Here is a 20,592-nt window from a genome sequence, read left to right as displayed (position 1 = left end):
CCATGGACTGGTTCGTCTCCCTCTACGCCGCCCAGCCGTTCTGGCTTTGGCTGGCGATCGGCGTGGTGCTGCTGGGGATAGAGGCGGCGGCCTCGACCGAATGGCTGTTGTGGCCGGCGGTGGCGGCGGGGCTGACGGCCCTGTTGTCCGCCCTGGCGCCGCAACTGGGCCTGCCGGTCGAGATCGGCGTCTTTGCGGCGCTGACGGTGGCATCGACCATCCTGTCGCGTCGCCTGATCAAGCGGGTCAATCCCAAGGATCAGCCCGACATCAATGATCGTGACGTCCGTCTGGTAGGCGAACGCGCGCGCGTGGTCGAAGCCTTTGTCGGCGGGCGCGGTCGGGTTTTCGTGTCGGGATCGGAATGGCCTGCTGAGATCGAGGGCGCTTCGCCCCTGGCGGGCGAGAGCGTGATCATCGAATCGGTCTCCGGCCCCCTGCTGAAGGTGCGCGCGGTCTAGCGCCCACGCATCTCCGCCACGCCGCGATTGGCTAGCCCGTCGGCCCGCTCGTTCAGGGCGTGGCCGGCGTGGCCCTTCACCCAGTGCCATTTGACCTCGTGGCGGTTGCGGGCTTCGTCCAGCCGCCGCCACAGGTCTTCGTTCTTGACCGGCTTCTTGTCCGCGGTCTTCCAGCCGCGCGCCTTCCAGCCACGCATCCATTCCGTCACGCCCTGCATGACGTATTTGCTGTCGGTGTGCAGATCGACGCGGCAAGGGCGTTTTAGCGCCTCCAGCGCCATGATCGCGGCCATCATCTCCATGCGGTTGTTGGTCGTCAGGGGCTCGCCGCCCCAAAGTTCCTTTTCGTGCCCTCCGCCGGTTTGCAGGATCGCCCCCCAGCCGCCGGGGCCGGGATTGCCCTTGCAGGCGCCGTCGGTGTGGATGATGACGTGATCGTTGAGACTCATGGCCGCGATGCGTACAGCGTCCCTTGGCGCGTCGCCATCACTCAGCCTATATGACGCACAACAATCAGTCGGTGGGGCCGCGTCTCGGTGAGTCCCCTTGAGGAGGTATCGCCATGGGCTCCATGAGCATCTGGCATTGGGCCATCGTCGTCGTCGTCGTGCTGGTCCTGTTCGGCGGTCGCGGAAAGCTGTCTGGCATCATGGGCGATGCGGCCAAGGGCATTCGCGCCTTCAAGGACGGCCTGAAGGACGACACGGACGCCAAGGGCAAGGAAGCGCCGGGCGCCCTGCCGCGCACGGACGCCGAAAAAGAAGAACTGAACCGCTGACTCTCGCCGGAAGACGCTGAATCATGGGTGGTCTTGGCCCCGGAATCGGCGGGTTCGAAATCCTTGTCATCGGTCTGGTGGCCCTGCTTGTCGTAGGGCCCAAGGATTTGCCTATGCTCATGCGCCGGGTCGGCCAGTTCGTCGGCAAGGCGCGCGGCATGGCCAATGAGTTCCGCGCCAGCTTCGACGAGATGGCGCGCCAGTCCGAACTGGACGACCTTCGCAAGGAGGTTGAGGCGTTGCGGTCGGGGCAGGGGATGTACGCCCTGGGCGCCGATGCGGACGAGGCCTTCAAGGACATCCGCAAGGAACTGGAGGCGCCGATTGAAGCGCCGGCCGCTGCACCTGTGGAAACGCCTGCTCAGCCCGTGGCCACGGGCGTAGACGAGTGGCCGGATACGGCCCCGGCCGCCGCCGCTGCGTCCGCATCGGAGCCGCAATCGGTCGCCAAACCGCGAACCAGGAAGGCGAGCGTCGCTTCTTCTGCCGACGGAGCGCTTAAGCCCAAGACGCGTAAGCCAGCCGCAAAGCCTGCTGCGAAGACTGTGACGAAAGCCGACGCCTCTCGCCCCAAGGCCGCGCGCACCAAGAAGGTTGATTTATGAGCCGCGCTGATCACGACGAAGCCGAGATCGAGGCTTCGCGCGCGCCCCTGATGGATCACCTGATCGAGCTGCGTTCGCGGCTGATGATCTGCGTGGTCGCCTTCATCATTGCCTTTATCGGCTGTTTCGCCTTTTCAGAGACCCTCTATCTGTTTCTGGTGAAACCCTATGTGGTCTCGGCCGCCTTCCACCAGACGGTGGGCGCGAACGGCCATGTGTCGCCATTCAGCCTGATCCTGGGCACGGCGGGGCTGATCCCCGTGCCTGACGTGGACCACAACAGCGTGCGCCTGATCTACACCGCGCCGCTGGAAATCCTGTTCACCAAGATGAAGCTGGCGGGCCTGGGCGCCGTCATCGTGGCCTTCCCGGTTTTGGCCTGGCAACTGTACCGCTTCGTTGCTCCCGGTCTCTATCGCAACGAGAAGGGCGCCTTCCTGCCGTTCCTGCTCGCGGCGCCGGTGCTGTTCCTGTTGGGCGCGGCGCTGGTCTATTACGTCATGCTGCCCTTCGTGATGTGGTTCTCGCTGAGCCAGCAGATCATCGGCGAGAACGTGGCGGCGGAACTGCTGCCCAAGGTGTCGGACTATCTGAACCTGGTGACGGCGCTGATCCTGGCCTTCGGCCTATGCTTCCAGTTGCCGGTCGTAATGACCCTGCTGGGCCTGGCAGGCCTGATCAACAGCCAGATGATGGCCAAGGGCCGTCGATACGCCATTGTCGCCGTGGTCGTGGTCGCGGCTGTGGTGACGCCGCCTGATCCGATCAGCCAACTGATGCTGGCCGTGCCGATGGTCCTGCTCTACGAGGTCTCCATCTGGTGCGTCCGCATCATCGAGCTGCGCCGCAAGAAGGCTGATACGGCCGACGGCCTGGCGGCCTGATCAGTTTTGGGCGGTGAGGCGATCTGGACGCTGACAAGCATCTTGAGGTCGCTTCATGTCCCATACCGCCCCGGACCGGCACTGGTCCAAGATTGAACTGCTCCACGAGACGGTCGCCAATCCGAACATCCACATCAAGGGCCGGCGCAGCTACTACAGCAACGCCTGGACCGGCTCGTTCGAGGAAAGCGTCGTCCGCTACCTCTATGGCGATCCCTACAGCCTGAGGGCATGGGAGCCGCAGTGGCCTATCGACCAGCTGCGGATCGGCGATTGCGTTTGCATCGGCGCCGAGGCTGTGATCCTGCTGGGCGGCAACCACACCCACCGGACAGACTGGTTCAGCCTCTATCCCTTCGCCGAGGTCATTCTGGACGCCTATCAGGGCAAGGGCGACACCGTGATCAAGGACGGGGCCTGGATCGGAATGCGCGCCATGATCATGCCGGGCGTCACGATCGGCGAGGGGGCCGTGGTCGCCTCCGGGGCCATCGTCACCAAGGATGTAGCGCCCTACGCCATCGTGGCGGGTAATCCGGCGGTCCCCATACGCAAGCGGTTCTCCGACGCCGTGATCGAGGAGTTGCTGGCGCTCGACGTCTATGGCTGGCCTGAAGCGAAGTTCGAGGCTTTGCGCCCGCTGCTGTGCGCTGACAATATCAAGGCCTTGGCCGAGGCGGCCGCCCGTTACGACCAAGCGTAAATGAAAAGCCCCGGACGACGGATCGTCCGGGGCTTTCTGTACCAGGCTGATCCAGAGATCAGCAGCTGTAATACATGTCGAACTCGACCGGGTGCGGGTGCAGTTGCAGCCGGGCGACTTCTTCCTGCTTCAGCGTGATGTAGGCGTCGATGAAGTCGTCATCCATGACGCCGCCCTTCTTGAGGAAGGCGCGGTCGGCGTCGAGCGCCTCAAGGGCCTCCTTCAGCGAACCGGCGACTTCCGGGATCGAATGACGCTCTTCCGGCGGCAGATCATACAGGTTCTTGTCAGCGGCGGCGCCCGGATCGATGCGGTTCTCGATGCCGTCCAGGCCCGCCATCAGCAGGGCCACGAACGTCAGATAGGGGTTGCCCATCGGATCGGGGAAGCGGGCTTCCAGGCGCTTGGCCTTGGGCGAGGTGACGTGCGGGATGCGGATCGAGGCCGAGCGGTTGCTGGCCGAATAGGCCAGCTTCACCGGCGCTTCATAGCCCGGCACCAGACGCTTGTAGGAGTTGGTGGTCGAGTTGGCGAAGGCGTTGATGGCCTTGGCGTGCTTGATGATGCCGCCGATGTACCACAGGCACTCCTGCGACAGGCCGGCGTACTGGTCGCCCGCGAACTGGGGCTTGCCGTCCTTCCAGATCGACATGTGGACGTGCATGCCCGAGCCGTTGTCGCCGAACATCGGCTTGGCCATGAAGGTCGCCGACTTGCCATAGGCGTGGGCCACGTTGTGGATCACGTACTTATACAGCTGCATGCGGTCGGCCATGGTCAGCAGGTCGCTGAACTTCAGGCCCAGTTCGTGCTGTGCGGGGGCGACCTCGTGGTGGTGCTTCTCGGGATCGAGACCCAGGTCCTTCATGACGGCCAGCATCTCGCCGCGCAGATCCTGGCCGGAGTCGACCGGGTTGACCGGGAAGTAGCCGCCCTTGGTCGCCGGGCGGTGGCCCAGGTTGCCCTCGGCGTATTCGGCGCCCGTGTTGGCCGGCAGCTCGCTGGAGTCGAAGCTGTAGCGGGTGTCGTGCGGCGCGGTGTTCCAGCGCACATCGTCGAAGACGAAGAACTCGGCTTCCGGTCCGAAGAAGACGGTGTCGCCCACGCCCGACGACTGGACATAGGCCAGGGCCTTCTTGGCCATGGAGCGGCTGTCGCGATTGTAGGGCTCGGCCGTGTCCGGGTTCAGCACGTCGCAGAACATGAACAGCGTCGTCTGCTGATAGAAGGGGTCGATGAAGGCGCTCGATAGGTCCGGCTTCAGCAGCATGTCGGACTCATTGATGGCCTTCCAGCCGGCGATCGACGAACCGTCGAACATGGTCCCGTCTTCCAGGAACTCCTCATCGACCATGCCGATGTCGAAGGTCACGTGGTGGACGCGGCCGCGCGTGTCGGTGAAGCGAAGGTCGACGTACTGGACGTCCTTGTCCTTGATCTCTTGCAGGATCTTGTTGGCGGCGCTCATGGGGGGAGGTCCTGTAGCTGGGGAATTGAAATCGGCCGCCCCGAGAGGCGGCCGTTAGACTAGATGGCTTGGGCGCCGGTTTCGCCCGTGCGGATGCGGATGACGTCTTCGAGGTTGGTGATGAAGATCTTGCCGTCCCCGATCTTGCCGGTGCGGGCGGCGTTCTGAATCGTCTCGACCACGGCAGGGGCCAGGTCATCCGCGACCACGACCTCGATCTTGATCTTGGGAAGGAAGTCGATGACGTACTCGGCGCCGCGATAGAGTTCCGAATGGCCCTTCTGGCGACCATATCCCTTGGCCTCCAGCACGGTCATGCCCTGCACTCCGATATCCTGGAGAGCGTCTTTCACTTCATCCAGCTTGAACGGCTTGATGACGGCTTCAATCTTCTTCATGGCGGGTCCCGAGCCGGCTCCTTTGTTGGTCCGACGCTCGGGTGGTAAAGGGACATTGCATTGCACAATATGGCAAGCGATTTTCGTCCGCTAAGGCCTTCCGTGAACGGAAATCCACATGAAGTTCGGTAACAGTCCGTCAGAGTGGCGTCATCTGCTCCCTCAGCCGGGGCCGCAGAGCCACAAACACGCGCGTGGGCGGCTGGGCGTCATCTCCGGCGGGGCCATGTCTACGGGGGCGGCGCGCTTGTCGGCTCGGGCTGGGTTGAGGATAGGCGCCGGCCTGGTCAAGGTCTTCTGCCCGCCGGACGCGGTGCCGGTTCTGGCGGTGGCGCTGGAGGCGGTGATGCTGGCCAGCTTCGCTACGCCTGATCAGCTTCAGGCCTTGGCCGATCCGATGGACGCCGTCGTGATCGGGCCCGCAGCGGGCTTGAATGAAAGCACGGTGCTGAATCTGGCCGCCTTGGCGCGGACGGGGGCTGCGCTGGTGGTCGACGCGGACGCCCTGACCCTGTTTCGCGATCGATCAGAACAGTTGTTCGGATGGCTGGACCGCGACGACGTCCTGACCCCGCATGAAGGCGAGTTCGAGCGGCTGTTCCCCGGACTGTTGGTCGAACTGGGACGTGAGGGCGCGGCGCAGGAAGCTGCGCGGCGTGCAGGGTCGGTTATCGTGCTGAAGGGGGCTTCGACCGTCATTGCGGCGCCGGACGAGCGTTTGGCGGTCAACGGCGACGGTTCGCCTTGGCTGGCGACGGCGGGCAGCGGCGATGTGCTGGCGGGTATGATCGGCGGTCTGATCGCCCAGCATATGGACAGCTTCGATGCGGCGAGGGCAGCGGTGTGGATCCACTCGGAAGCGGCGCGCCGGTTCGGGCCGGGGCTGATCGCTGAGGACCTGCCGCAGGCGCTTCCTGCTGTGCTGACAGGCCTTCTGAGCGGCTGAAGAACGTGGTGCGGATGAGAGGACTCGAACCTCCACGCCTCGCGGCGCCAGAACCTAAATCTGGTGCGTCTACCAGTTCCGCCACATCCGCATAGGTTCGCCCGAGGCTGTAGGCGAGGGCGGCGGTTTCGGCAATCCCGTCTGGACATGAAAAAAGGCCCCGGATCGCTCCGGGGCCTTTCTCTGTCTTGGGCCTACTGCGTTTCTACGCGGCTTGAGGCCGACCGATCGAGATCAGTCCTTCTTGTTGTCCACGCCGTGGCCCATGGCCTCGACCGCCGATTCCAGAGTCGTGTCCTCGGTGATGTCGATGCCCTTGGCCAGCTTCGAGTGGGCGAAGCCGTACAGGCCGTAGATCAAGGCGCCCACCAGGGCGTAGACGCCCAGGATGGTCAGCGGCAGCGGATTGTCGTTCAGGGCGTGCGTCACCATCGGGATGAAGTTGAACGACGCCAGCGTCAGACAGGCCAGGATGCCCAGCACGGCCGTGACGATGCCGCCCGGAACGCGGAACGGACGCTCCATCTCCGGGTGTTTGATGCGCAGGACGATGACCGACAGGCAGACGATGGCGAAGGCCGTCGCCGTGCCCAGCGACACCAGGTCGCCCAGGATCGAGATGGGCAGGAAGGACGCCGCAATGGCGATGACGATGCCCAGCAGGATGGTGCCGATCCACGGGGTGCGGAACTTCTGGTGCACCATGGCGAACGCCTTCGGCAGCAGGCCGTCGCGCGCCATGGTGTAGAAGATGCGCGTCTGGCCGTAGCACAGCACCAGCATGACCGAGGATAGGCCGGTGATGGCGCCGATCTTGATCAGGAAGGCGATCATGTTCAGCTGTCCGCTCGGCGCGCTGGCCAGCGGCACATTGGCCCATTCCAGACCCATGCGGTCGATGGCGACAGCGATCGGGGCCGGCGAAGCCAGCTCCAGGTAGGGAACGACGCCGGTCATGACGGCGGCCACGACCATGTAGATTAGGGTGCAGACGAACAGGGCGCCCAGGATGCCGATCGGCACGTCCTTCGACGGGTTCTTGGCTTCGGCGGCGGCGGTCGAAACCGCTTCAAAGCCGACATAGGCGAAGAAGATGATGGAAGCGCCGCGGAAGATGCCGCCCACGCCGAACTGGTCCCAGCTTTCGCCCTGCGGCGGGATGAAGGGGTCCCAGTTGGCCGGGTTGATGTACTGCAGGCCCACGGCGATGAAGGTCAGCAGGACGATGATCTTGATGACGACGATGGCGTTGTTGATGTTCGCCGATTCCGACACGCCCAGCACCAGCAGGCCGCACACGGCGGCGATGCCGACGGCCGCGACCAGGTTGAAGGTGCCCGTCAGCGGGAAGCCTGCGTTGTCGCCTGAGGCGACGTACTGGATCAGCGGGGTGGCCCACTGGGGCCCTTCACCGCCTGGATAGGTTATTGTCGGGAACAGACTGGCGCTTACGCCGAAGTCATTCAGGATCGACACGACGTAGCCGGACCAGCCGACCGCCACGGTCGAGGCCGCGACGCCGTATTCCAGCACCAGCAGCCAGCCCATGACCCAGGCGAAAACCTCGCCCAGGGTGCCGTAGGCATAGGTGTAGGCCGAGCCCGACACCGGCATGGTCGACGCCAGTTCAGCGTAGCACAGGCCCGCCAGGGCGCAGGCGATGCCGGCGATGACGAAGGAGAACATGATGGCCGGACCGGCGTGGGCCGAGGCCACCTGACCCGTCAGAACGAAGATGCCGGCGCCGATGATGGCGCCGATGCCCAGGCTCATCAGATTCATCGGACCGAGGGTCCGTTTCAGCTCGCTCTTGGCGGCTTCTTTCTGAATCTGGGCGATGGATTTTTTAAGAAATAGCCGGTTTCCGGCTGGCTTTACGCCATCTGCAGACATGCAGGTGCGCCCCCAAACTTATGCGACGACCCCTCCCGGGTCGCCTTCTTGGGCGGGGACGCTAGCCATCTGAGGGCTCGCACGCAACGCGGTTTACGAAGGATGACGTGCGGACGACGCTTTCGTGACCCTGGCCGAAGGCGCTACAGCCCGTGCCATGCTGCCGATTCACGCTGTTCTGGAACCACTGAAGGCCGCACTGGCCCAGAGCTCTGCGGTCGTGCTGGCCGCACCGCCGGGCGCGGGCAAGACGACGGTCGTGCCCCTGGTCCTGCTGGACCAGCCTTGGCTGGGCGACGGCAAGGTGCTGGTGCTGGAGCCGCGACGACTGGCCGCGCGCGCCGCAGCCGACAGAATGGCCGCCACTCTGGGCCAGAAGGCGGGCGGCGTCGTCGGCTATCGCACCCGTCTTCAGAGCCGCATCGGTCCGGACACGCGAATCGAGGTCGTCACGGAAGGCGTCTTCACGCGCATGATTCTGGACGACCCGGCGCTGGAGGGTGTCGGCGCCGTCCTGTTCGACGAATTCCATGAACGCAGCCTCGACGCCGACCTGGGCCTGGCGCTGGCGCGCGAGAGCCAGTCGGTGCTGCGCGACGATCTACGCCTGCTGGTCATGTCGGCCACGCTCGATATCGCCGGGGTGTCGCGCCTGCTGGAAGACGCGCCCGTCATCGAGGCCGAGGGGCGGATGTTCCCGGTCGAGATCCGCTATCTGGGCCGCAACCCGGTCGAGCGGTTCGAGGACGCCATGGCCAAGGCCGTGATCCAGGCCCTGCACGACGAGACCGGCTCTATCCTGGCCTTCCTGCCGGGGCAGGGCGAGATCCATCGCACGGTTCAGAGGTTGAATGAACGGCTGCGCGATCCGGCTGTCGATGTCGTCGCCCTTTATGGTGCGCTGGACAAGGGCGAGCAGGACCGCGCCATCGAGCCCGCCGCGCCCGGTCGCCGCAAGGTGGTGCTGGCGACCTCGGTGGCCGAAACCAGCCTGACGATCGAAGGCGTGCGCGTGGTCATCGACGGCGGCTTGTCGCGCGTGCCGCGTTTCGAGCCGTCCAGCGGTCTGACCCGACTGGCGACGGTCAAGGTCAGCAAGTCCTCGGCCGAACAGCGGCGCGGCCGGGCGGGCCGGGTCGAACCCGGCGTCTGCTACCGCCTGTGGGACGAGGAACAGACGCGCGGTCTGGTCGCCCATCAGCGGCCGGAAATTCAGGAGGCGGACCTGACCGCCTTCGCCCTTGATCTGGCGCGTTGGGGTGCGAAGTCGGTCGATGGGCTGGCCCTGCTGGACCCGCCGCCCGCCGGGGCGATGGCTGAGGCGCGCAAAGTACTGACCCGGCTGGGCGCGCTGGACGACAAGGGGGATCTGACGCCGCACGGGCGACGGTTGACGCGCATTCCGCTGGCGCCGCGTCTGGCGCACATGGTCGCGGTCGCTTCGGATCAGGGCGACGCCCTCGGCGGTGCGAAGATCGCGGCGGTGCTGAGCGAGCCGGGCCTGGGCGGGAACGGCGTCGATCTGCACGACCGCCTGAAGGGGCTGGAGCGGGATCGCTCGCCGCGTGGTCGCGATGCGATGAAGCTAGCCGAACGCTGGGCGCGCGCTGCGGGGGGCGGGCGGGATGGCGAGGCGGACGCGGGCCTGCTGCTGGCCGAGGCCTTCCCCGAACGCATCGCGCGCGCCAAGGGCAAGCCGGGCGAGGTGCTGCTGGCCTCGGGGCGCGGCGCCTTTATCGAGCCGACGGACCTCCTGGCGCGCGAGTCCTGGTTGGCCGTGGCTGAACTGGGCGGCGGCGACGCGCGCGATCGCATCCGTCTGGCGGCGGCGTTGGACGCGACAACGCTGGAAACCGATCTGTCGCGTCTGATCGAGGTCGAGGATCGGCTGGCGCGCGAACCTTCGGGCAAGCCGGTGATCCGCCGGATCCGCCGCATCGGCGCGATTGTGCTGGATGAAAAGGTCGTGGGCGCCCCGGACCGGGCGACCATGACGGCGGCGCTGAAGTCGGAGATTGAGACCGGGGGGCTGGGCGCGCTGAAATGGGGGGAGCAGGCGGGGGCGCTGCGGGCGCGCCTGGCCTTCCTGCGTGGACTGGATAACGCCTGGCCCGACGTCTCGGACGAAGGTCTGTTGGCTGCGCGAGAAGACTGGTTGTGGCCACTGCTGGACGGGGCGCGGTCGCTGGCCGACATCGGCGACGGCAAGCTGGCCGAGGCCCTGCGTGGCTTGATCCCCTGGGACTTGCAACGCAGGCTGGATGATCTGGCGCCTGTACGCCTGACGACGCCGTTGGGCAGCGCGGGCATCGATTACGCCGCCGAGGGCGGGCCGCGCGTCGAGATCCGAGTGCAGGAACTGTTCGGGGTGAAGATTCATCCGACCGTCGGCGGCGGCCGCGTTCCCCTGACGCTGTCGCTGCTGTCGCCTGCGCGACGACCGGTGCAGGTGACGAAAGACCTGCCGGGGTTCTGGGCCGGGTCGTGGGCGGCGGTCCGTAGCGAGATGCGTGGCCGCTATCCACGCCACCCCTGGCCGGAAGACCCTGCCAATGCGGCGGCCACCAACCGGGTCAAGCCTCGCGGAACCTGATCCTGCGCTTGACGCATAGATGCGCCACGCCGCAATGATCGTGCGTCAACCGTAAGGATTCCGCGTGACCGACGCTGCCGTTTTACCGCCTCCTGCCTCCAAGCGGCGCGTTCTGTTCGCGAGCCTGATCGGTACGACGATCGAGTTCTACGACTTCTACATCTACGCCACGGCGGCAGTGCTGGTCTTTCCGGACCTGTTCTTCCCCGGCGGAGACCGGATGACGGCTATGTTGGCCTCATTCGCCACCTTCTCCATCGCCTTCTTCGCTCGGCCGATCGGCGCGGTCGTCTTCGGCCATTTCGGCGACCGGGTGGGGCGAAAGGCGACGCTGGTGGCGGCTTTGATGACCATGGGCCTGTCGACCATCGCCATCGGCCTGTTGCCGACCTGGCATTCGGTCGGCGTGATCGCCCCGCTGCTGTTGGCCCTGTGTCGGTTCGGACAGGGGCTGGGCCTTGGCGGCGAGTGGGGCGGGGCGGTCCTGCTGGCGACCGAGAACGCCCCGCCGGGCAAGAAGGCCTGGTTCGGCATGTTCCCGCAATTGGGTGCGCCGATCGGTTTCATCCTGTCGACCCTGAGCTTCATCGCCCTGGGCCAGGTGATGAGCGAGGATCAGTTCATGAACTGGGGCTGGCGCATCCCCTTCATCGCCAGTTCGCTGTTGGTCATCGTCGGCTTGTGGATGCGGCTGAAGATCACCGAGACGCCCGAGTTCAAGCGCGCCATCGACCGCGCCGAGCGCGTTCAGGCGCCCGCTCTGACGCTTGTGGCGCACCACAAGTTCGCCCTGCTGACAGGGACGCTGGCCGGGCTGGCGACCTTCGTTCTGTTCTATCTGATGACCGTCTTCGCCCTGGGCTGGGGCACGACCAGCATGGGCTATACGCGCGAGCAGTTCCTGCCGATCCAGTTGCTGGGGGTTTGCTTCTTCGGCCTGTTCATCCCGCTGGCGGCTCTGGCGGCGGATCGCTGGGGGCAGGGAAGGACGCTGTTGGCGACCACCATCGCCATCGCCCTGTTCGGCCTAGTGTTGGCGCCGCTGTTCGGCAGCGGCGGCATGGCGGGCGTGGTGGCTTTCTTCATCATCGGCTTCAGCCTGATGGGTTGCACCTATGGACCGCTGGGCGCCGCGTTGGCGCGACCCTTCCCGACGACGGTGCGTTACACCGGCGCGTCGATGACCTTCAATCTGGCGGGCATCCTCGGGGCCTCGCTGGCGCCCTACGCCGCGACCTGGCTGGCGGGCCATTATGGCCTTCAGGCGGTTGGCGCCTATCTCACGGTCGCGGCCCTGCTGACGGTCCTGGCCCTGATCGGCATGGGCCGCATCAAGACCGAGGGCGAGGCCTAGAGGCTGGAGCCATAGGCCGCGTCGGTCACCGCATAGACCATGACCCCCGTCGCGACAGCCAGGTTCAGGCTGTCGGCGCGGCCGCGCATCGGGATCTTGACGCTCAGATCGCAGGCGGCGGCCAGTTCATCGGTCAGGCCCGCCTGTTCATTGCCCATCATGATGATGGCGGGGTGGCGGACGGGGCTGTCGCGATAGCCGTGCGTCGCGTCCAGGCGGGTGCCGATCACGCTGCCCGGCCATGAGGCGCGCCAAGCCAGGAACTCTTCACGCGACGCCTTGCTGATGCTGACGGCGAAGACCGAGCCCATGGTCGCGCGCACCGCCTCGACCGAGAAGGGATCGACGCAGTCGCCGATCAGGATGACCCCGCCGCAGCCGGCCGAGTCCGCCGTGCGGATGATGGTGCCCAGATTGCCGGGATCGCGCACCTGCTCCAGCGCCACCCAGCAAGGCTTGGCGTCCGGCCGGATGGCGTCCAGCGGCGTATAGACCTGCTCGAACACGCCCAGCACCGTCTGCGGATTGTCGCGACGGCTGATCTTTTCGAGGATGGCGTGGGTGACGACGATGATCTGGCCGCCGGCCTTCAGCGTTTCGGCCTTGGCGCGGTCCAGCAGGGGGTGCGGCCGAGCGTCCTGACCGACCAGCAGCATGACCGGCGCGCGGCCCTGATCCAGCGCCTCGCCGATGAACTTCAGCCCTTCGGCCAGAAAGCGGCCCGTCGCCTCGCGCTCCTTGCGCATGTGCAGGGCGCGGACAGCCTTGATCGTGTCGTTGGTCAGGGAGGTGATGAGGCGTTCGGTCATCAGGCGCTCCATCTGGCGAAGAAGGACAGGCCGATGGCGCGGGCGTTCTTGCCGTCTTCGGACAGGGCTAGTTCGCCCCAGTCGATGCGGCCGCCGCGATCATGGGTCGCCTCGGCCATCATGTGCGCCAACGACAGGCCGGAAATCCGCGCCGCATAGGCGTTCAGCAACAGGAAGGAGGCGTCGTCGGACAACAAGGAGGCGCAGTCTTTCAGCAGCTCCGGCATGTCCTCGAACAGGCGCCAGACCTCGCCATTAGCGCCGCGCCCATATTTCGGCGGGTCCAGAATGATGCCGTCGTATTTGCTGCCGCGCCGAACTTCGCGGGCCACGAATTTGCGGGCGTCCTCGACGATCCAGCGGATCGGGCGGTCGGCCAGACCTGACAGCTCGGCGTTTTCGCGAGCGTAGGCGACGGACTTCTTGGAGGCGTCGACGTGGGTGACGTGCGCGCCGGCCGCCGAGCAGGCCAGGCTGGCCACGCCGGTATAGCCGAACAGGTTCAGGATTTTCGGTTGCTTCAGGGTGCGGACGCGCGCGTCCAGCCATTCCCAGTTGGCCGCCTGTTCCGGGAAGAAGGCCAGGTGCCGGAATGGGGTGAAGCGCCCCATGAAGCTCACGCCGCGCCACTTCAGCGGAAAGGCGTCGATCGGGCCGTGGGCGTCGAAGCGCCAGCGACCGGAATCCTCTTCCTCCTGCTGCGGATCGAACATGGCGTTGGCGCGCTCGAAGGCGTTCTCGTCGTGCGCCTTCCAGAAGCACTGGGGCTCGGGTCGCACGACAGTGTAGCGGCCGTAACGCTCGAGCTTGCGACCGTCGCCGCTGTCCAGAAGGGCGTAGTCCGACCACCCACGCGTGACGAGGGTTTCGGGCGAGGAGGAGAGAACCGGAGCCATGCGCGCTGATAGGCGCTCAGGCGGCCGCTCGTCCAGCGTCAGCGCCGTTGATCATGGCGATATCGGGTTCGGGTTCAGCCTGATGCGGGGTCTTGTCCCAGTGATGCGGTTCAAAGATCAGGCGGATGGCGGCGTGAGCGAACGCCAGGCTGAGCAGGCACCAATAGGCGAGGGAGGCCAGCATGTCGCCCAGGCCATAGGAAGCGCCCGCCTGCCGTGCGCCGCGGTGCTTCAAAAGCCAGGCGGCAATGACGCCGGAGATCAGAACGATACTGCCTTGCGGCGAAAAGTGAGGCAGGCGTCCCGCGACGATAGAGGTCAGGGCCACGCTGAACACCCAGGCGGCGCAGGCGGCGTGGATGGCGGCGGACGCCACGCCAGCGCCGACGGTGACGGCCAACGCCGCCCAGCCTCGCCAGCCCATTCCCTCTTTGTAGCGTGTATGGACAGCCAGTGTTTGCAGATAGCCTTTCAGCCAGCGTGTGCGTTGCGGCAGCCAGAGCGGCAAGGGTCCAGGCGGCGGTTCATACGTGGGCCTCTGGATGACGCCGAGCCGATAGCCGGCGCGCCAGATGCGAAAGCCCAGATCGGCGTCCTCGGTGACGTTCCAGGCATCCCAGCCTCCCAGCGCTCGCAAGACAGGCACTCGGAAATGGTTGCTGGTTCCGCCGAGAGGAAAGGGCAGCCCCAGGCGGCTCATGGCCGGCAGGGTGACTTCGAACAGAGCGGCGTACTCGGCCGCGAACTGCCGGTCGAGAAAGGGGCTGGCGCTGGCTTTGTTCCTGCAACGGATACGTAGCGGCGCCTGAAGGCAGGCCAGGCTTTCGCCTTCGTAGATGAAGCGCGTCGCGGCCTCGCGCAGTTGCAGCGGGTCGGGGTCGTCTTCTGCATCATAGATGGTGATCAGGTCGCCGCTACAGCGCGCCAGGGCGTAGTTCAGGGCGCGCGGCTTGGTCTTGGGCGCGCCGGGCGGCACGATCAACACCTGAAGCCAGTCGGGCCTGGGCAGGTCCAGAGCAACCTTGATCGTCGCAGCGTCGTCCGTTTCAAGCACCAGAAACCCCTCAAGGCGTTCTCTCGGATAGTCGATATCGGACAACCGTTCGATCAGTTGCGGTAGGACGGACGTCTCCTGATACAGGGCTGACACAATGGTATAGCGGGGCCATGGACACGACGGGTCCGGGCATATCTGTGGCGTGTCGGACAAGTGCTGGAGGCGGCTGTTCCAGAGCAGGAACAGCCTCCAGGCGGCCAGGCTCATGAATCCGATCTGGAGGCTTAGAAGTACGACAGAACCTGACAAAGGGGCGATTGTCGTGGCGGCCAAAACGCCGGTGACGATGAGGGTAAGACCTAGCGTCTGACGGGTTGTCAGCGTGATGCGCGCAGACTTCAGAGCATCGCCGTCCGCGCGGGCGACCGTTCCCCTTCGCATCGTCGCCCTCCCGTTCGTAGATCAATGTTATACTAACATCTATGTAAAGCAATATATTTGGCCGGAGCCGGCTTTTGCGGCTATCACTGGCCCCCACACGGGAGTTCAACTTGGGGAGCATTCGAGTGTCGCTCGCACCTGCCGCATCGTCGCGTTCGACACGCAAACCCAAGGGTGAAGGGCACGAGCGCCGTGCGGAAATCCTGGCGGCGGCCGAAGGTATTTTCGTCGAGCGGGGCTATGAAGGCGCCACCATTCGCAAGATTGCTGACGAGGTGGGCCTGTCGTCGACCGCGCTTTACATGCACTTTGCGGACAAGGGAGAGATCCTCAACGAGATCTGCCGCAACGCCTTCGACACCCTGGCCGAGCAACACCAACGGACCCTGGCTGAGGATGCGCCTCCCTTGGCGCGGCTGCGCCGGATTGTCGAGAATTACATCGCGTTCGGTTTCGCCAATCCCAACGCCTATCGGCTGGCCTATCTGACCCCGCAGGTCCAGACACGCCACGGCGCCGAGACCGTGGCGCAGCAAAGCGGGGCCGACCTGTTTCGTGCCTTTGTCAGCGTGGTCGAAGAGGCGGTCGATCAAGGCGCGCTGCGAGGTGATCCCCGCACGCTGGCGCAGGTCATCTGGGCCAGCGCCCATGGATTGGTCTCTATCATGACGACCAAGCCTTATTTCGACTGGGCGGATCGTGAGACCTTGGTCCGCACCCAGATGGACGCCTTGTTTGCAGGATTGACCGCCTCGTGAAGATCGCGATCACGGCCGTCGTTTCGGCGATGGCGTGTTGGAGCAACGTCGCGGCGGCCCAGCCTTTGCGGGTCATGGCCCTGGATCAATGCGCCGATCAATTTGTCCTCGCCCTGGCGCCCGATGCGGAGTTGGGCCTGTCGCCGAGAGCGGATGATCCTGATTCCTGGCTGCGTGCTGACGCCCAGGGCCATCGGCGGGTGCGACCGACGTTGGAGGCCGCTGTCGGCTTTCGACCAGACGTGGCGGTGCGCTACTGGGGCGGCGACGCTCGCCTTCTGGCCGCCTTGGAGCGCGATGGCGTCCGCACGGTCACCATATCCGACGCCACGGATATGGATGGAGTCCGCGCGAACATTCAGGTCGTCGCTCAGGCTCTGGGGCGCCCGGAGCGAGGCAAGGCGTTGACGCAGCGTATGGAGGCGCAGTTGGCCAAGGCTGAAGGCGCAGGCCGAGGGCGCAAGGCCGTCTATGTCACGGCCAGCGGGTTCACCTCCGGCCCTGGCTCCTTGATGGACGCTGTCCTGCGCGCGGCCGGGTTTCGCAATGGGGTCGAACGGCCGGGTTATCAGCCTCTGGGACTCGAACGCGTGCTGCTGACGCCGCCTGCTCTTTTCGTGAAGGGCTTCTTCGATCTGGCGCGTTCGGATTGGCGCGGGGCGGGACGGCATCCGGTGATGCAGCGCGCCATGCGAGGTCGGACGGCGGCTGAACTGCCCGGTGCGACTCTGACATGCCCGGCCTGGTTCGCGGCGGACGCCGCAGCGCAGTTGGCCGAGCAGGCGTCATGAAGCGGACTGCGACGCTGAATATCGGCCTGGCGGCGGCGATCGTGTCGGCGATCGTTCTGGCGGTGACGCTGGGTGAAACCCGTTTCAACGCCGCCGATTACATGACGGCCTTGAGCAATCCGGGCTCAGGGCCTGGCGAGGTGCTGTGGCTCGTGCGCGCGCCCCGAGCGATCTGCGCCCTGTTCGTAGGCGCGGCTTTGGGGCTGGCGGGGGCGGTGATGCAGGGGCTGTTGCGCAACCCGCTGGCCGAACCGGGCGTGCTCGGCGTGTCAGCGACCTCGGCCCTGGCCGCTGCGACGGCCATCGTGCTGGGGCTGGCGGCGATCCCCGGCGCGGTGGAGGTTTCGGCTTTGTTCGGCGCCACGGTCGGCGGAGGGTTGCTGATCGCCCTGGCCGCGCGGGTGCGGACGCCGGAGGCGCTGATCCTGTTCGGCGTGGCCCTGTCCAGTTTCGCGGGGGCGTTGACGGCTCTGATCTTCAATCTGTCGCCGTCGCCCATCGCTTCGGCCGAGGTGATGAACTGGCTGTTGGGCTCGGCGGAGAACCGCAGCTGGATCGATGTCGCCTGGGTCGCGCCCGCCGTTCTGGTGGCCGGCCTGTTGGCGCGCAGCGCGTCGCCGGGCCTGCGGATGCTGACTTTGGGCGAGGAGGCGGCGCGGGCGTCGGGCCTGTCGATGGGGCGAATGCGGGTGCTGGCGCTGGCGGCGGCGGCCGTGGCGGCGGGCGCGGCGGTGGCTGTGGCGGGCGTCATCGGCTTCGTCGGTCTGGCGGCGCCGCATCTGGTGCGGGCGGCGGTGCGCGGCGATCCGGGGCGATTGCTTCTGCCATCGGCCCTCGCGGGCGGCTTGATGCTGGTGGCCGCCGATCTGGCGGCGCGGATGCTGCCGACGGATCAGGAGCTGAAGCTGGGCGTCTTCACCGCCCTGGTCGGTGCGCCCTTGTTCGCCCTGATCGCCTGGCGCGCGGCGCGGGAGTGGCGACTGTGAGTCTTCTGTTGGCTCTTGAGAACGCCCATGCCCGCGTTGGCGGGGCCGAAGTGCTGAAAGGCGCGTCCGTGTCGGTGCGGGCGGGTGAAGTGGTCGCCCTGTGCGGGCCGAATGGCGCGGGCAAGTCGACGGCGGTGCGCGCCGCCTTGGGCCTGACGCCGCTGACGCAAGGCTCGGCCCGCCTGGGCGGCGATGAGGTGCGGCGTCTGTCCGAGCGTCAGCGCGGCGAGCGTGCAGCCTACCTGCCGCAGGACCGTTCGATCGCGTGGAACCTGCCGGCGGTCGAACTGGCGGCGCTGGGCGCGCCTTTCCTGGCGGGCGCGGCCGCGCTGGACCGCGCGCGTGTCGCGCTGCACGAGGTCGGCGTGGGCCATCTGGCGGATCGCGGCGTGGCCGAGATGTCGGGCGGCGAGCGTGCGCGCGTTCTACTGGCCCGCGCCCTGACGGTTTCCGCTCCCTTGCTGGTCGCGGACGAGCCGATCGCCGGTCTGGACCCCGACGCCCAGCTTTTGGTGCTTGAGCGGCTGCGGACGCGCGCTGACGCTGGGCATGGCGTTCTGGTTAGCCTGCATGACCTGACTCTGGCTGCGCGCTTCGCCGATCGGGTCGTGGTGCTGGATCAGGGGCGGACGGCGGCGGAAGGCGCGCCGACCGAGGCTCTGTCGCCGTGCGTGCTGAAGACCGTCTTCAACCTGGACGCTGTCTGGCTGGAGGCGTTGGACGGGCCGCTGCTGGCGGCCCGCCGTCTGCCCAGTAACTGATATCAGGGCTGATAGGGACGCGGTCCGGTGTTGGGCGGCGTGCCCCGCGCCAGGTCCGCCGAGGGCGTCAGCGGCGCTGAGCCGCCGTTCAGGCGGGCGCGATAGACCTGCATGTTCTCCATCACCCGCATCATGTAGTTGCGCGTCTCGGTGAAGGGCGCGCACTCGATGAAGTCGATGGGATCGACCTGGGCCTGGCGCGGGTCTCCGCAGCGGGCGGTCCATTGCGGCGGGCGCGCCGGGCCGGCGTTATAGCCGACGGCGGCCAGCAGCGGCGATCCGCCGAAGTTGTTCATCAGTTCGCCCAGGTGATAGCTGCCCAGAGTCATGTTGACCTCCGGATCCCACAGCTGTTCAGAGCTGAAGGAACGGCCCATGCGGCGGGCCACGCCCTGCGCCGTCGCGGGCAGAAGCTGCATCATGCCTCGCGCATCGGCGTGCGAGCGGACCAGGGGATCGAAGCTGGATTCCTGACGGGTGATGGCCAGGGCGAACTCGTTCGGCGCCATGCCGGGAACCTGCTGCGGCAGGCGGATAGGGTACATGCGCTCGGGCATGACGAAGCCGCGTTGGCTGGCCGCGCGGCCGACCATCATCGAGCCGAACTGGTCGCCGTAGCCCTGCATCAGGTCGAACAGTTGAGACAGGTCGTAGGGCGAGGGCAGCGCATCATCCAGATGATAGGCGAAGACCCGCATCAGGGTCTTTTCGCCGATCTGACCCAGAATGCGCGTGGCGCGCACCACCTCATTGCCTTCGAAGCGGTTCACGTCTTCCGCCGATGGGGACGGTTCGCCCGGCAGGGTCAGGGTCGTCGCGCCTGCCTTTTCCGCCGCCAACTGACCGTAGAAGGTCTGCCAGTGTTCGGCGCCCGCCTGATACCAGCGCTGGGCGTCCTCGCGGGCGCCGCGCGCCTCGGCCGCACGGCCCAGCCAGTAGAGGGCGCGACCCTGGGTAATCGGGGTCGAGGAGGCGTTGCGCAGGACTTCGAAATGCTGGGCCGCCGTCGCCGGGTCGTTGAGCTTGGTCAGGGCGACCCAACCGGCGAAGAACTCGGCGTCGACCTTGCGCTCGCCTGAGGGGAAGCCGTGGCCGTTCATGGCGGCGTAGGCGGCGCGGGCGTTGCCTTGTTGCAGGGCGTCCAGGAAGTAGTTGCGGCGCTCGCTCCACAGGGTGTTCTGGCCGTCGGCGTGCGACGGCGCGGGGGGCAGGGCGGACAGCAGCGGGAAGGCCTCAGACTGGCGGCCGGCCGAGCGCAGCAGGCGCACCCGCTCCAGCACCACGGCCGGATCGTTGGCCTGGGTCTGCGACAGGCCGCCGACGATCACGTCGGGAGCGTAGGCGGTGCGCAGCGCCATGACGGTGTTGGCGACGGCCTGGCGGTCGGCCGGGACCAGGGCGACCATGGCCCGTGTCGCGGGACCGTGCGGTCCCAGCAGCAGCATGTTCAGCCGGGTCACATGGTCGTCGCTGGTCAGCCAGCCGCTCCAGCGCGAATAGATGCGGCTTTGCTGAGCTTCATCGAAGCTCTGCGTGCGCCACCAGTCGCGAATCAGAGCCTGCGCCTCCTGGCGGCGGCCCGTCTGCTCCAGCGCGCCGCCCAGGGCGATGGCGCCCTGGGCCGTGGTCGGTGCGGTTCCGTTGAAGAAGGCCAGAACGGCGTCCGGCGACTGGCCCGCCATGTCCAGGGCGCGCTCGCCCGCACCCCGGCGCGAATCGCCGCGCGGCCAGTTCGCCAGGTCGGTCTGAGCCAGCGCCAGGTCGCTGTAGGACATCTGCTTGTCCGAGGTGTCGACCAGCGCCCACTCGACCAGCTTGCGCGCCGCAGGATCGGAAATGCGCGCCATGATGGACTGCGTGCCGACGACGTCGCGCGCCCGCGCGGCCGTCAGACCTTGCTGCACTAGGGCGGCGTCCTGGCTGCTGATGATCCCGCCCTGACTGGCGGAATAGGGCGTCGGCGTGCTGTTCAGCACGTCCTGAGCCGGTGGAGTCAGTATCGCCAGGGCGGCGGCCACGGTCGTCGCGATCATCAGATATCTGATCCTCATTCATCTTTGGTTGCGGCCA

20 protein-coding genes and 1 tRNA gene are annotated in these 20,592 nt (G+C 66.6%); 12 read left to right on the top strand and 9 right to left on the bottom strand.

Features of this window, described 5'->3' with window-relative positions:
* The first annotated feature begins 2 nt into the window (after nucleotides 1–2).
* On the top strand, nucleotides 3–461 hold the full coding sequence (locus FM111_RS03785) for an NfeD family protein (protein WP_087139398.1): 459 nt from the start codon (nucleotides 3–5) through the stop codon (nucleotides 459–461).
* Here the strand turns inward: FM111_RS03785 and rnhA are convergent.
* Nucleotides 458–910, bottom strand: a complete 453-nt coding sequence (gene rnhA / locus FM111_RS03780) for a ribonuclease HI (protein WP_087139397.1) — start codon at nucleotides 908–910, stop codon at nucleotides 458–460. The genes FM111_RS03785 and rnhA overlap by 4 nt on opposite strands.
* Before the next feature lie 113 nt (nucleotides 911–1,023).
* On the opposite strand from rnhA, the gene FM111_RS03775 reads away from it, so the two are divergent.
* From FM111_RS03775 to FM111_RS03760, 4 genes are read left to right on the top strand one after another with little or no spacing between them, the layout of a single operon-like run.
* Nucleotides 1,024–1,239, top strand: coding sequence for a twin-arginine translocase TatA/TatE family subunit (locus tag FM111_RS03775; protein ID WP_087139396.1), 216 nt, complete (start codon nucleotides 1,024–1,026; stop codon nucleotides 1,237–1,239).
* Between the two features lie 23 nt (nucleotides 1,240–1,262).
* Nucleotides 1,263–1,844, top strand: coding sequence for a Sec-independent protein translocase protein TatB (tatB, locus tag FM111_RS03770; RefSeq protein WP_087139395.1), 582 nt, complete (start codon nucleotides 1,263–1,265; stop codon nucleotides 1,842–1,844).
* Nucleotides 1,841–2,728, top strand: coding sequence for a twin-arginine translocase subunit TatC (tatC, locus tag FM111_RS03765; protein ID WP_087139394.1), 888 nt, complete (start codon nucleotides 1,841–1,843; stop codon nucleotides 2,726–2,728). Before tatB ends, tatC begins: the two co-directional genes overlap by 4 nt.
* A gap of 55 nt (nucleotides 2,729–2,783) precedes the next feature.
* A complete protein-coding gene (locus FM111_RS03760; protein WP_087139393.1) occupies nucleotides 2,784–3,431 on the top strand; it encodes a CatB-related O-acetyltransferase in 648 nt (215 codons plus the stop codon).
* Between the two features lie 58 nt (nucleotides 3,432–3,489).
* Here the strand turns inward: FM111_RS03760 and glnA are convergent, their stop codons facing one another.
* Nucleotides 3,490–4,899 carry a type I glutamate--ammonia ligase gene (glnA, locus tag FM111_RS03755; protein ID WP_087139392.1) on the bottom strand — a complete coding sequence of 470 codons (1,410 nt, stop codon included), beginning with the start codon at nucleotides 4,897–4,899 and terminating at the stop codon, nucleotides 3,490–3,492.
* Between the two features lie 59 nt (nucleotides 4,900–4,958).
* Nucleotides 4,959–5,297 (bottom strand): P-II family nitrogen regulator, encoded by a 339-nt coding sequence (locus FM111_RS03750; RefSeq protein WP_024352698.1) that lies wholly within the window; start codon nucleotides 5,295–5,297, stop codon nucleotides 4,959–4,961.
* A gap of 118 nt (nucleotides 5,298–5,415) precedes the next feature.
* Here FM111_RS03750 and FM111_RS03745 point away from each other — a divergent pair, with 118 nt between their 5' ends.
* The gene (locus tag FM111_RS03745; RefSeq protein WP_087139391.1) at nucleotides 5,416–6,243 is read left to right on the top strand and encodes an NAD(P)H-hydrate dehydratase; all 828 of its coding nucleotides are present in this window, start codon (nucleotides 5,416–5,418) and stop codon (nucleotides 6,241–6,243) included.
* A gap of 6 nt (nucleotides 6,244–6,249) precedes the next feature.
* Here the strand turns inward: FM111_RS03745 and FM111_RS03740 are convergent.
* Nucleotides 6,250–6,334 (bottom strand) — tRNA-Leu (locus FM111_RS03740).
* 143 nt (nucleotides 6,335–6,477) lie between these two features.
* Nucleotides 6,478–8,136 carry an amino acid permease gene (locus tag FM111_RS03735; protein ID WP_087139390.1) on the bottom strand — a complete coding sequence of 553 codons (1,659 nt, stop codon included), beginning with the start codon at nucleotides 8,134–8,136 and terminating at the stop codon, nucleotides 6,478–6,480.
* A 157-nt stretch (nucleotides 8,137–8,293) separates the two neighbouring features.
* On the opposite strand from FM111_RS03735, the gene hrpB reads away from it, so the two are divergent.
* Together hrpB and FM111_RS03725 are read left to right on the top strand one after the other, a co-directional pair.
* Entirely contained in the window at nucleotides 8,294–10,729 is a 2,436-nt protein-coding gene (gene hrpB, locus FM111_RS03730) for an ATP-dependent helicase HrpB (RefSeq protein WP_087139389.1), read from the top strand.
* A gap of 64 nt (nucleotides 10,730–10,793) precedes the next feature.
* Nucleotides 10,794–12,083 (top strand): MFS transporter, encoded by a 1,290-nt coding sequence (locus FM111_RS03725; RefSeq protein ID WP_087139388.1) that lies wholly within the window; start codon nucleotides 10,794–10,796, stop codon nucleotides 12,081–12,083.
* Here the strand turns inward: FM111_RS03725 and FM111_RS03720 are convergent.
* The 3 genes from FM111_RS03720 to FM111_RS03710 are packed head-to-tail and all read right to left on the bottom strand — an operon-like array spanning nucleotide 12,080 to nucleotide 15,052.
* Entirely contained in the window at nucleotides 12,080–12,892 is an 813-nt protein-coding gene (locus FM111_RS03720; RefSeq protein WP_087139492.1) for a TrmH family RNA methyltransferase, read from the bottom strand. The genes FM111_RS03725 and FM111_RS03720 overlap by 4 nt on opposite strands.
* A complete protein-coding gene (locus FM111_RS03715; protein ID WP_087139387.1) occupies nucleotides 12,892–13,788 on the bottom strand; it encodes a class I SAM-dependent methyltransferase in 897 nt (298 codons plus the stop codon). The genes FM111_RS03720 and FM111_RS03715 overlap by 1 nt, the downstream gene beginning before the upstream one ends.
* 16 nt (nucleotides 13,789–13,804) lie before the next feature.
* Nucleotides 13,805–15,052, bottom strand: a complete 1,248-nt coding sequence (locus FM111_RS03710) for a glycosyltransferase (RefSeq protein WP_256968079.1) — start codon at nucleotides 15,050–15,052, stop codon at nucleotides 13,805–13,807.
* 248 nt (nucleotides 15,053–15,300) lie between these two features.
* Between FM111_RS03710 and FM111_RS03705 the strand changes: the two genes are divergently transcribed.
* Genes FM111_RS03705 through FM111_RS03690 form a run of 4 tightly spaced genes read left to right on the top strand, consistent with a single transcriptional unit; the run spans nucleotide 15,301 to nucleotide 18,522 of the window.
* Complete coding sequence (locus tag FM111_RS03705; RefSeq protein ID WP_256968078.1) at nucleotides 15,301–15,984, top strand: TetR/AcrR family transcriptional regulator; 684 nt, start codon at nucleotides 15,301–15,303, stop codon at nucleotides 15,982–15,984.
* Nucleotides 15,981–16,775, top strand: a complete 795-nt coding sequence (locus FM111_RS03700) for an ABC transporter substrate-binding protein (RefSeq protein WP_087139384.1) — start codon at nucleotides 15,981–15,983, stop codon at nucleotides 16,773–16,775. The genes FM111_RS03705 and FM111_RS03700 overlap by 4 nt, the downstream gene beginning before the upstream one ends.
* Complete coding sequence (locus FM111_RS03695; protein WP_256968077.1) at nucleotides 16,772–17,761, top strand: FecCD family ABC transporter permease; 990 nt, start codon at nucleotides 16,772–16,774, stop codon at nucleotides 17,759–17,761. Before FM111_RS03700 ends, FM111_RS03695 begins: the two co-directional genes overlap by 4 nt.
* Entirely contained in the window at nucleotides 17,758–18,522 is a 765-nt protein-coding gene (locus FM111_RS03690) for an ABC transporter ATP-binding protein (protein WP_218779166.1), read from the top strand. The genes FM111_RS03695 and FM111_RS03690 overlap by 4 nt, the downstream gene beginning before the upstream one ends.
* A gap of 2 nt (nucleotides 18,523–18,524) precedes the next feature.
* Here the strand turns inward: FM111_RS03690 and FM111_RS03685 are convergent, their stop codons facing one another.
* Nucleotides 18,525–20,555 (bottom strand): lytic transglycosylase domain-containing protein, encoded by a 2,031-nt coding sequence (locus FM111_RS03685; RefSeq protein WP_256968076.1) that lies wholly within the window; start codon nucleotides 20,553–20,555, stop codon nucleotides 18,525–18,527.
* Between the last annotated feature and the right edge of the window lie 37 nt (nucleotides 20,556–20,592).

Origin of the sequence: Brevundimonas diminuta 3F5N, from assembly GCF_900163625.1 — a bacterium.
Lineage (GTDB): Bacteria > Pseudomonadota > Alphaproteobacteria > Caulobacterales > Caulobacteraceae > Brevundimonas > Brevundimonas diminuta_A.
The sequence above is the reverse complement of the archived record's forward strand: the minus strand, read 5'-3'. Positions and strand labels throughout refer to the sequence as shown.

What these genes read in the sequence shown, in the direction of transcription:
- FM111_RS03785 (WP_087139398.1), top strand. Translation starts at nt 3, where the DNA reads ATGGACTGGTTCGTCTCCCTCTACGCCGCCCAGCCGTTCTGGCTTTGG.
- rnhA (WP_087139397.1), bottom strand. Translation starts at nt 910, where the DNA reads ATGAGTCTCAACGATCACGTCATCATCCACACCGACGGCGCCTGCAAG.
- FM111_RS03775 (WP_087139396.1), top strand. Translation starts at nt 1,024, where the DNA reads ATGGGCTCCATGAGCATCTGGCATTGGGCCATCGTCGTCGTCGTCGTG.
- tatB (WP_087139395.1), top strand. Translation starts at nt 1,263, where the DNA reads ATGGGTGGTCTTGGCCCCGGAATCGGCGGGTTCGAAATCCTTGTCATC.
- tatC (WP_087139394.1), top strand. Translation starts at nt 1,841, where the DNA reads ATGAGCCGCGCTGATCACGACGAAGCCGAGATCGAGGCTTCGCGCGCG.
- FM111_RS03760 (WP_087139393.1), top strand. Translation starts at nt 2,784, where the DNA reads ATGTCCCATACCGCCCCGGACCGGCACTGGTCCAAGATTGAACTGCTC.
- glnA (WP_087139392.1), bottom strand. Translation starts at nt 4,899, where the DNA reads ATGAGCGCCGCCAACAAGATCCTGCAAGAGATCAAGGACAAGGACGTC.
- FM111_RS03750 (WP_024352698.1), bottom strand. Translation starts at nt 5,297, where the DNA reads ATGAAGAAGATTGAAGCCGTCATCAAGCCGTTCAAGCTGGATGAAGTG.
- FM111_RS03745 (WP_087139391.1), top strand. Translation starts at nt 5,416, where the DNA reads ATGAAGTTCGGTAACAGTCCGTCAGAGTGGCGTCATCTGCTCCCTCAG.
- FM111_RS03735 (WP_087139390.1), bottom strand. Translation starts at nt 8,136, where the DNA reads ATGTCTGCAGATGGCGTAAAGCCAGCCGGAAACCGGCTATTTCTTAAA.
- hrpB (WP_087139389.1), top strand. Translation starts at nt 8,294, where the DNA reads ATGCTGCCGATTCACGCTGTTCTGGAACCACTGAAGGCCGCACTGGCC.
- FM111_RS03720 (WP_087139492.1), bottom strand. Translation starts at nt 12,892, where the DNA reads ATGACCGAACGCCTCATCACCTCCCTGACCAACGACACGATCAAGGCT.
- FM111_RS03715 (WP_087139387.1), bottom strand. Translation starts at nt 13,788, where the DNA reads ATGGCTCCGGTTCTCTCCTCCTCGCCCGAAACCCTCGTCACGCGTGGG.
- FM111_RS03710 (WP_256968079.1), bottom strand. Translation starts at nt 15,052, where the DNA reads ATGAGCCTGGCCGCCTGGAGGCTGTTCCTGCTCTGGAACAGCCGCCTC.
- FM111_RS03695 (WP_256968077.1), top strand. Translation starts at nt 16,772, where the DNA reads ATGAAGCGGACTGCGACGCTGAATATCGGCCTGGCGGCGGCGATCGTG.
- FM111_RS03685 (WP_256968076.1), bottom strand. Translation starts at nt 20,555, where the DNA reads ATGATCGCGACGACCGTGGCCGCCGCCCTGGCGATACTGACTCCACCG.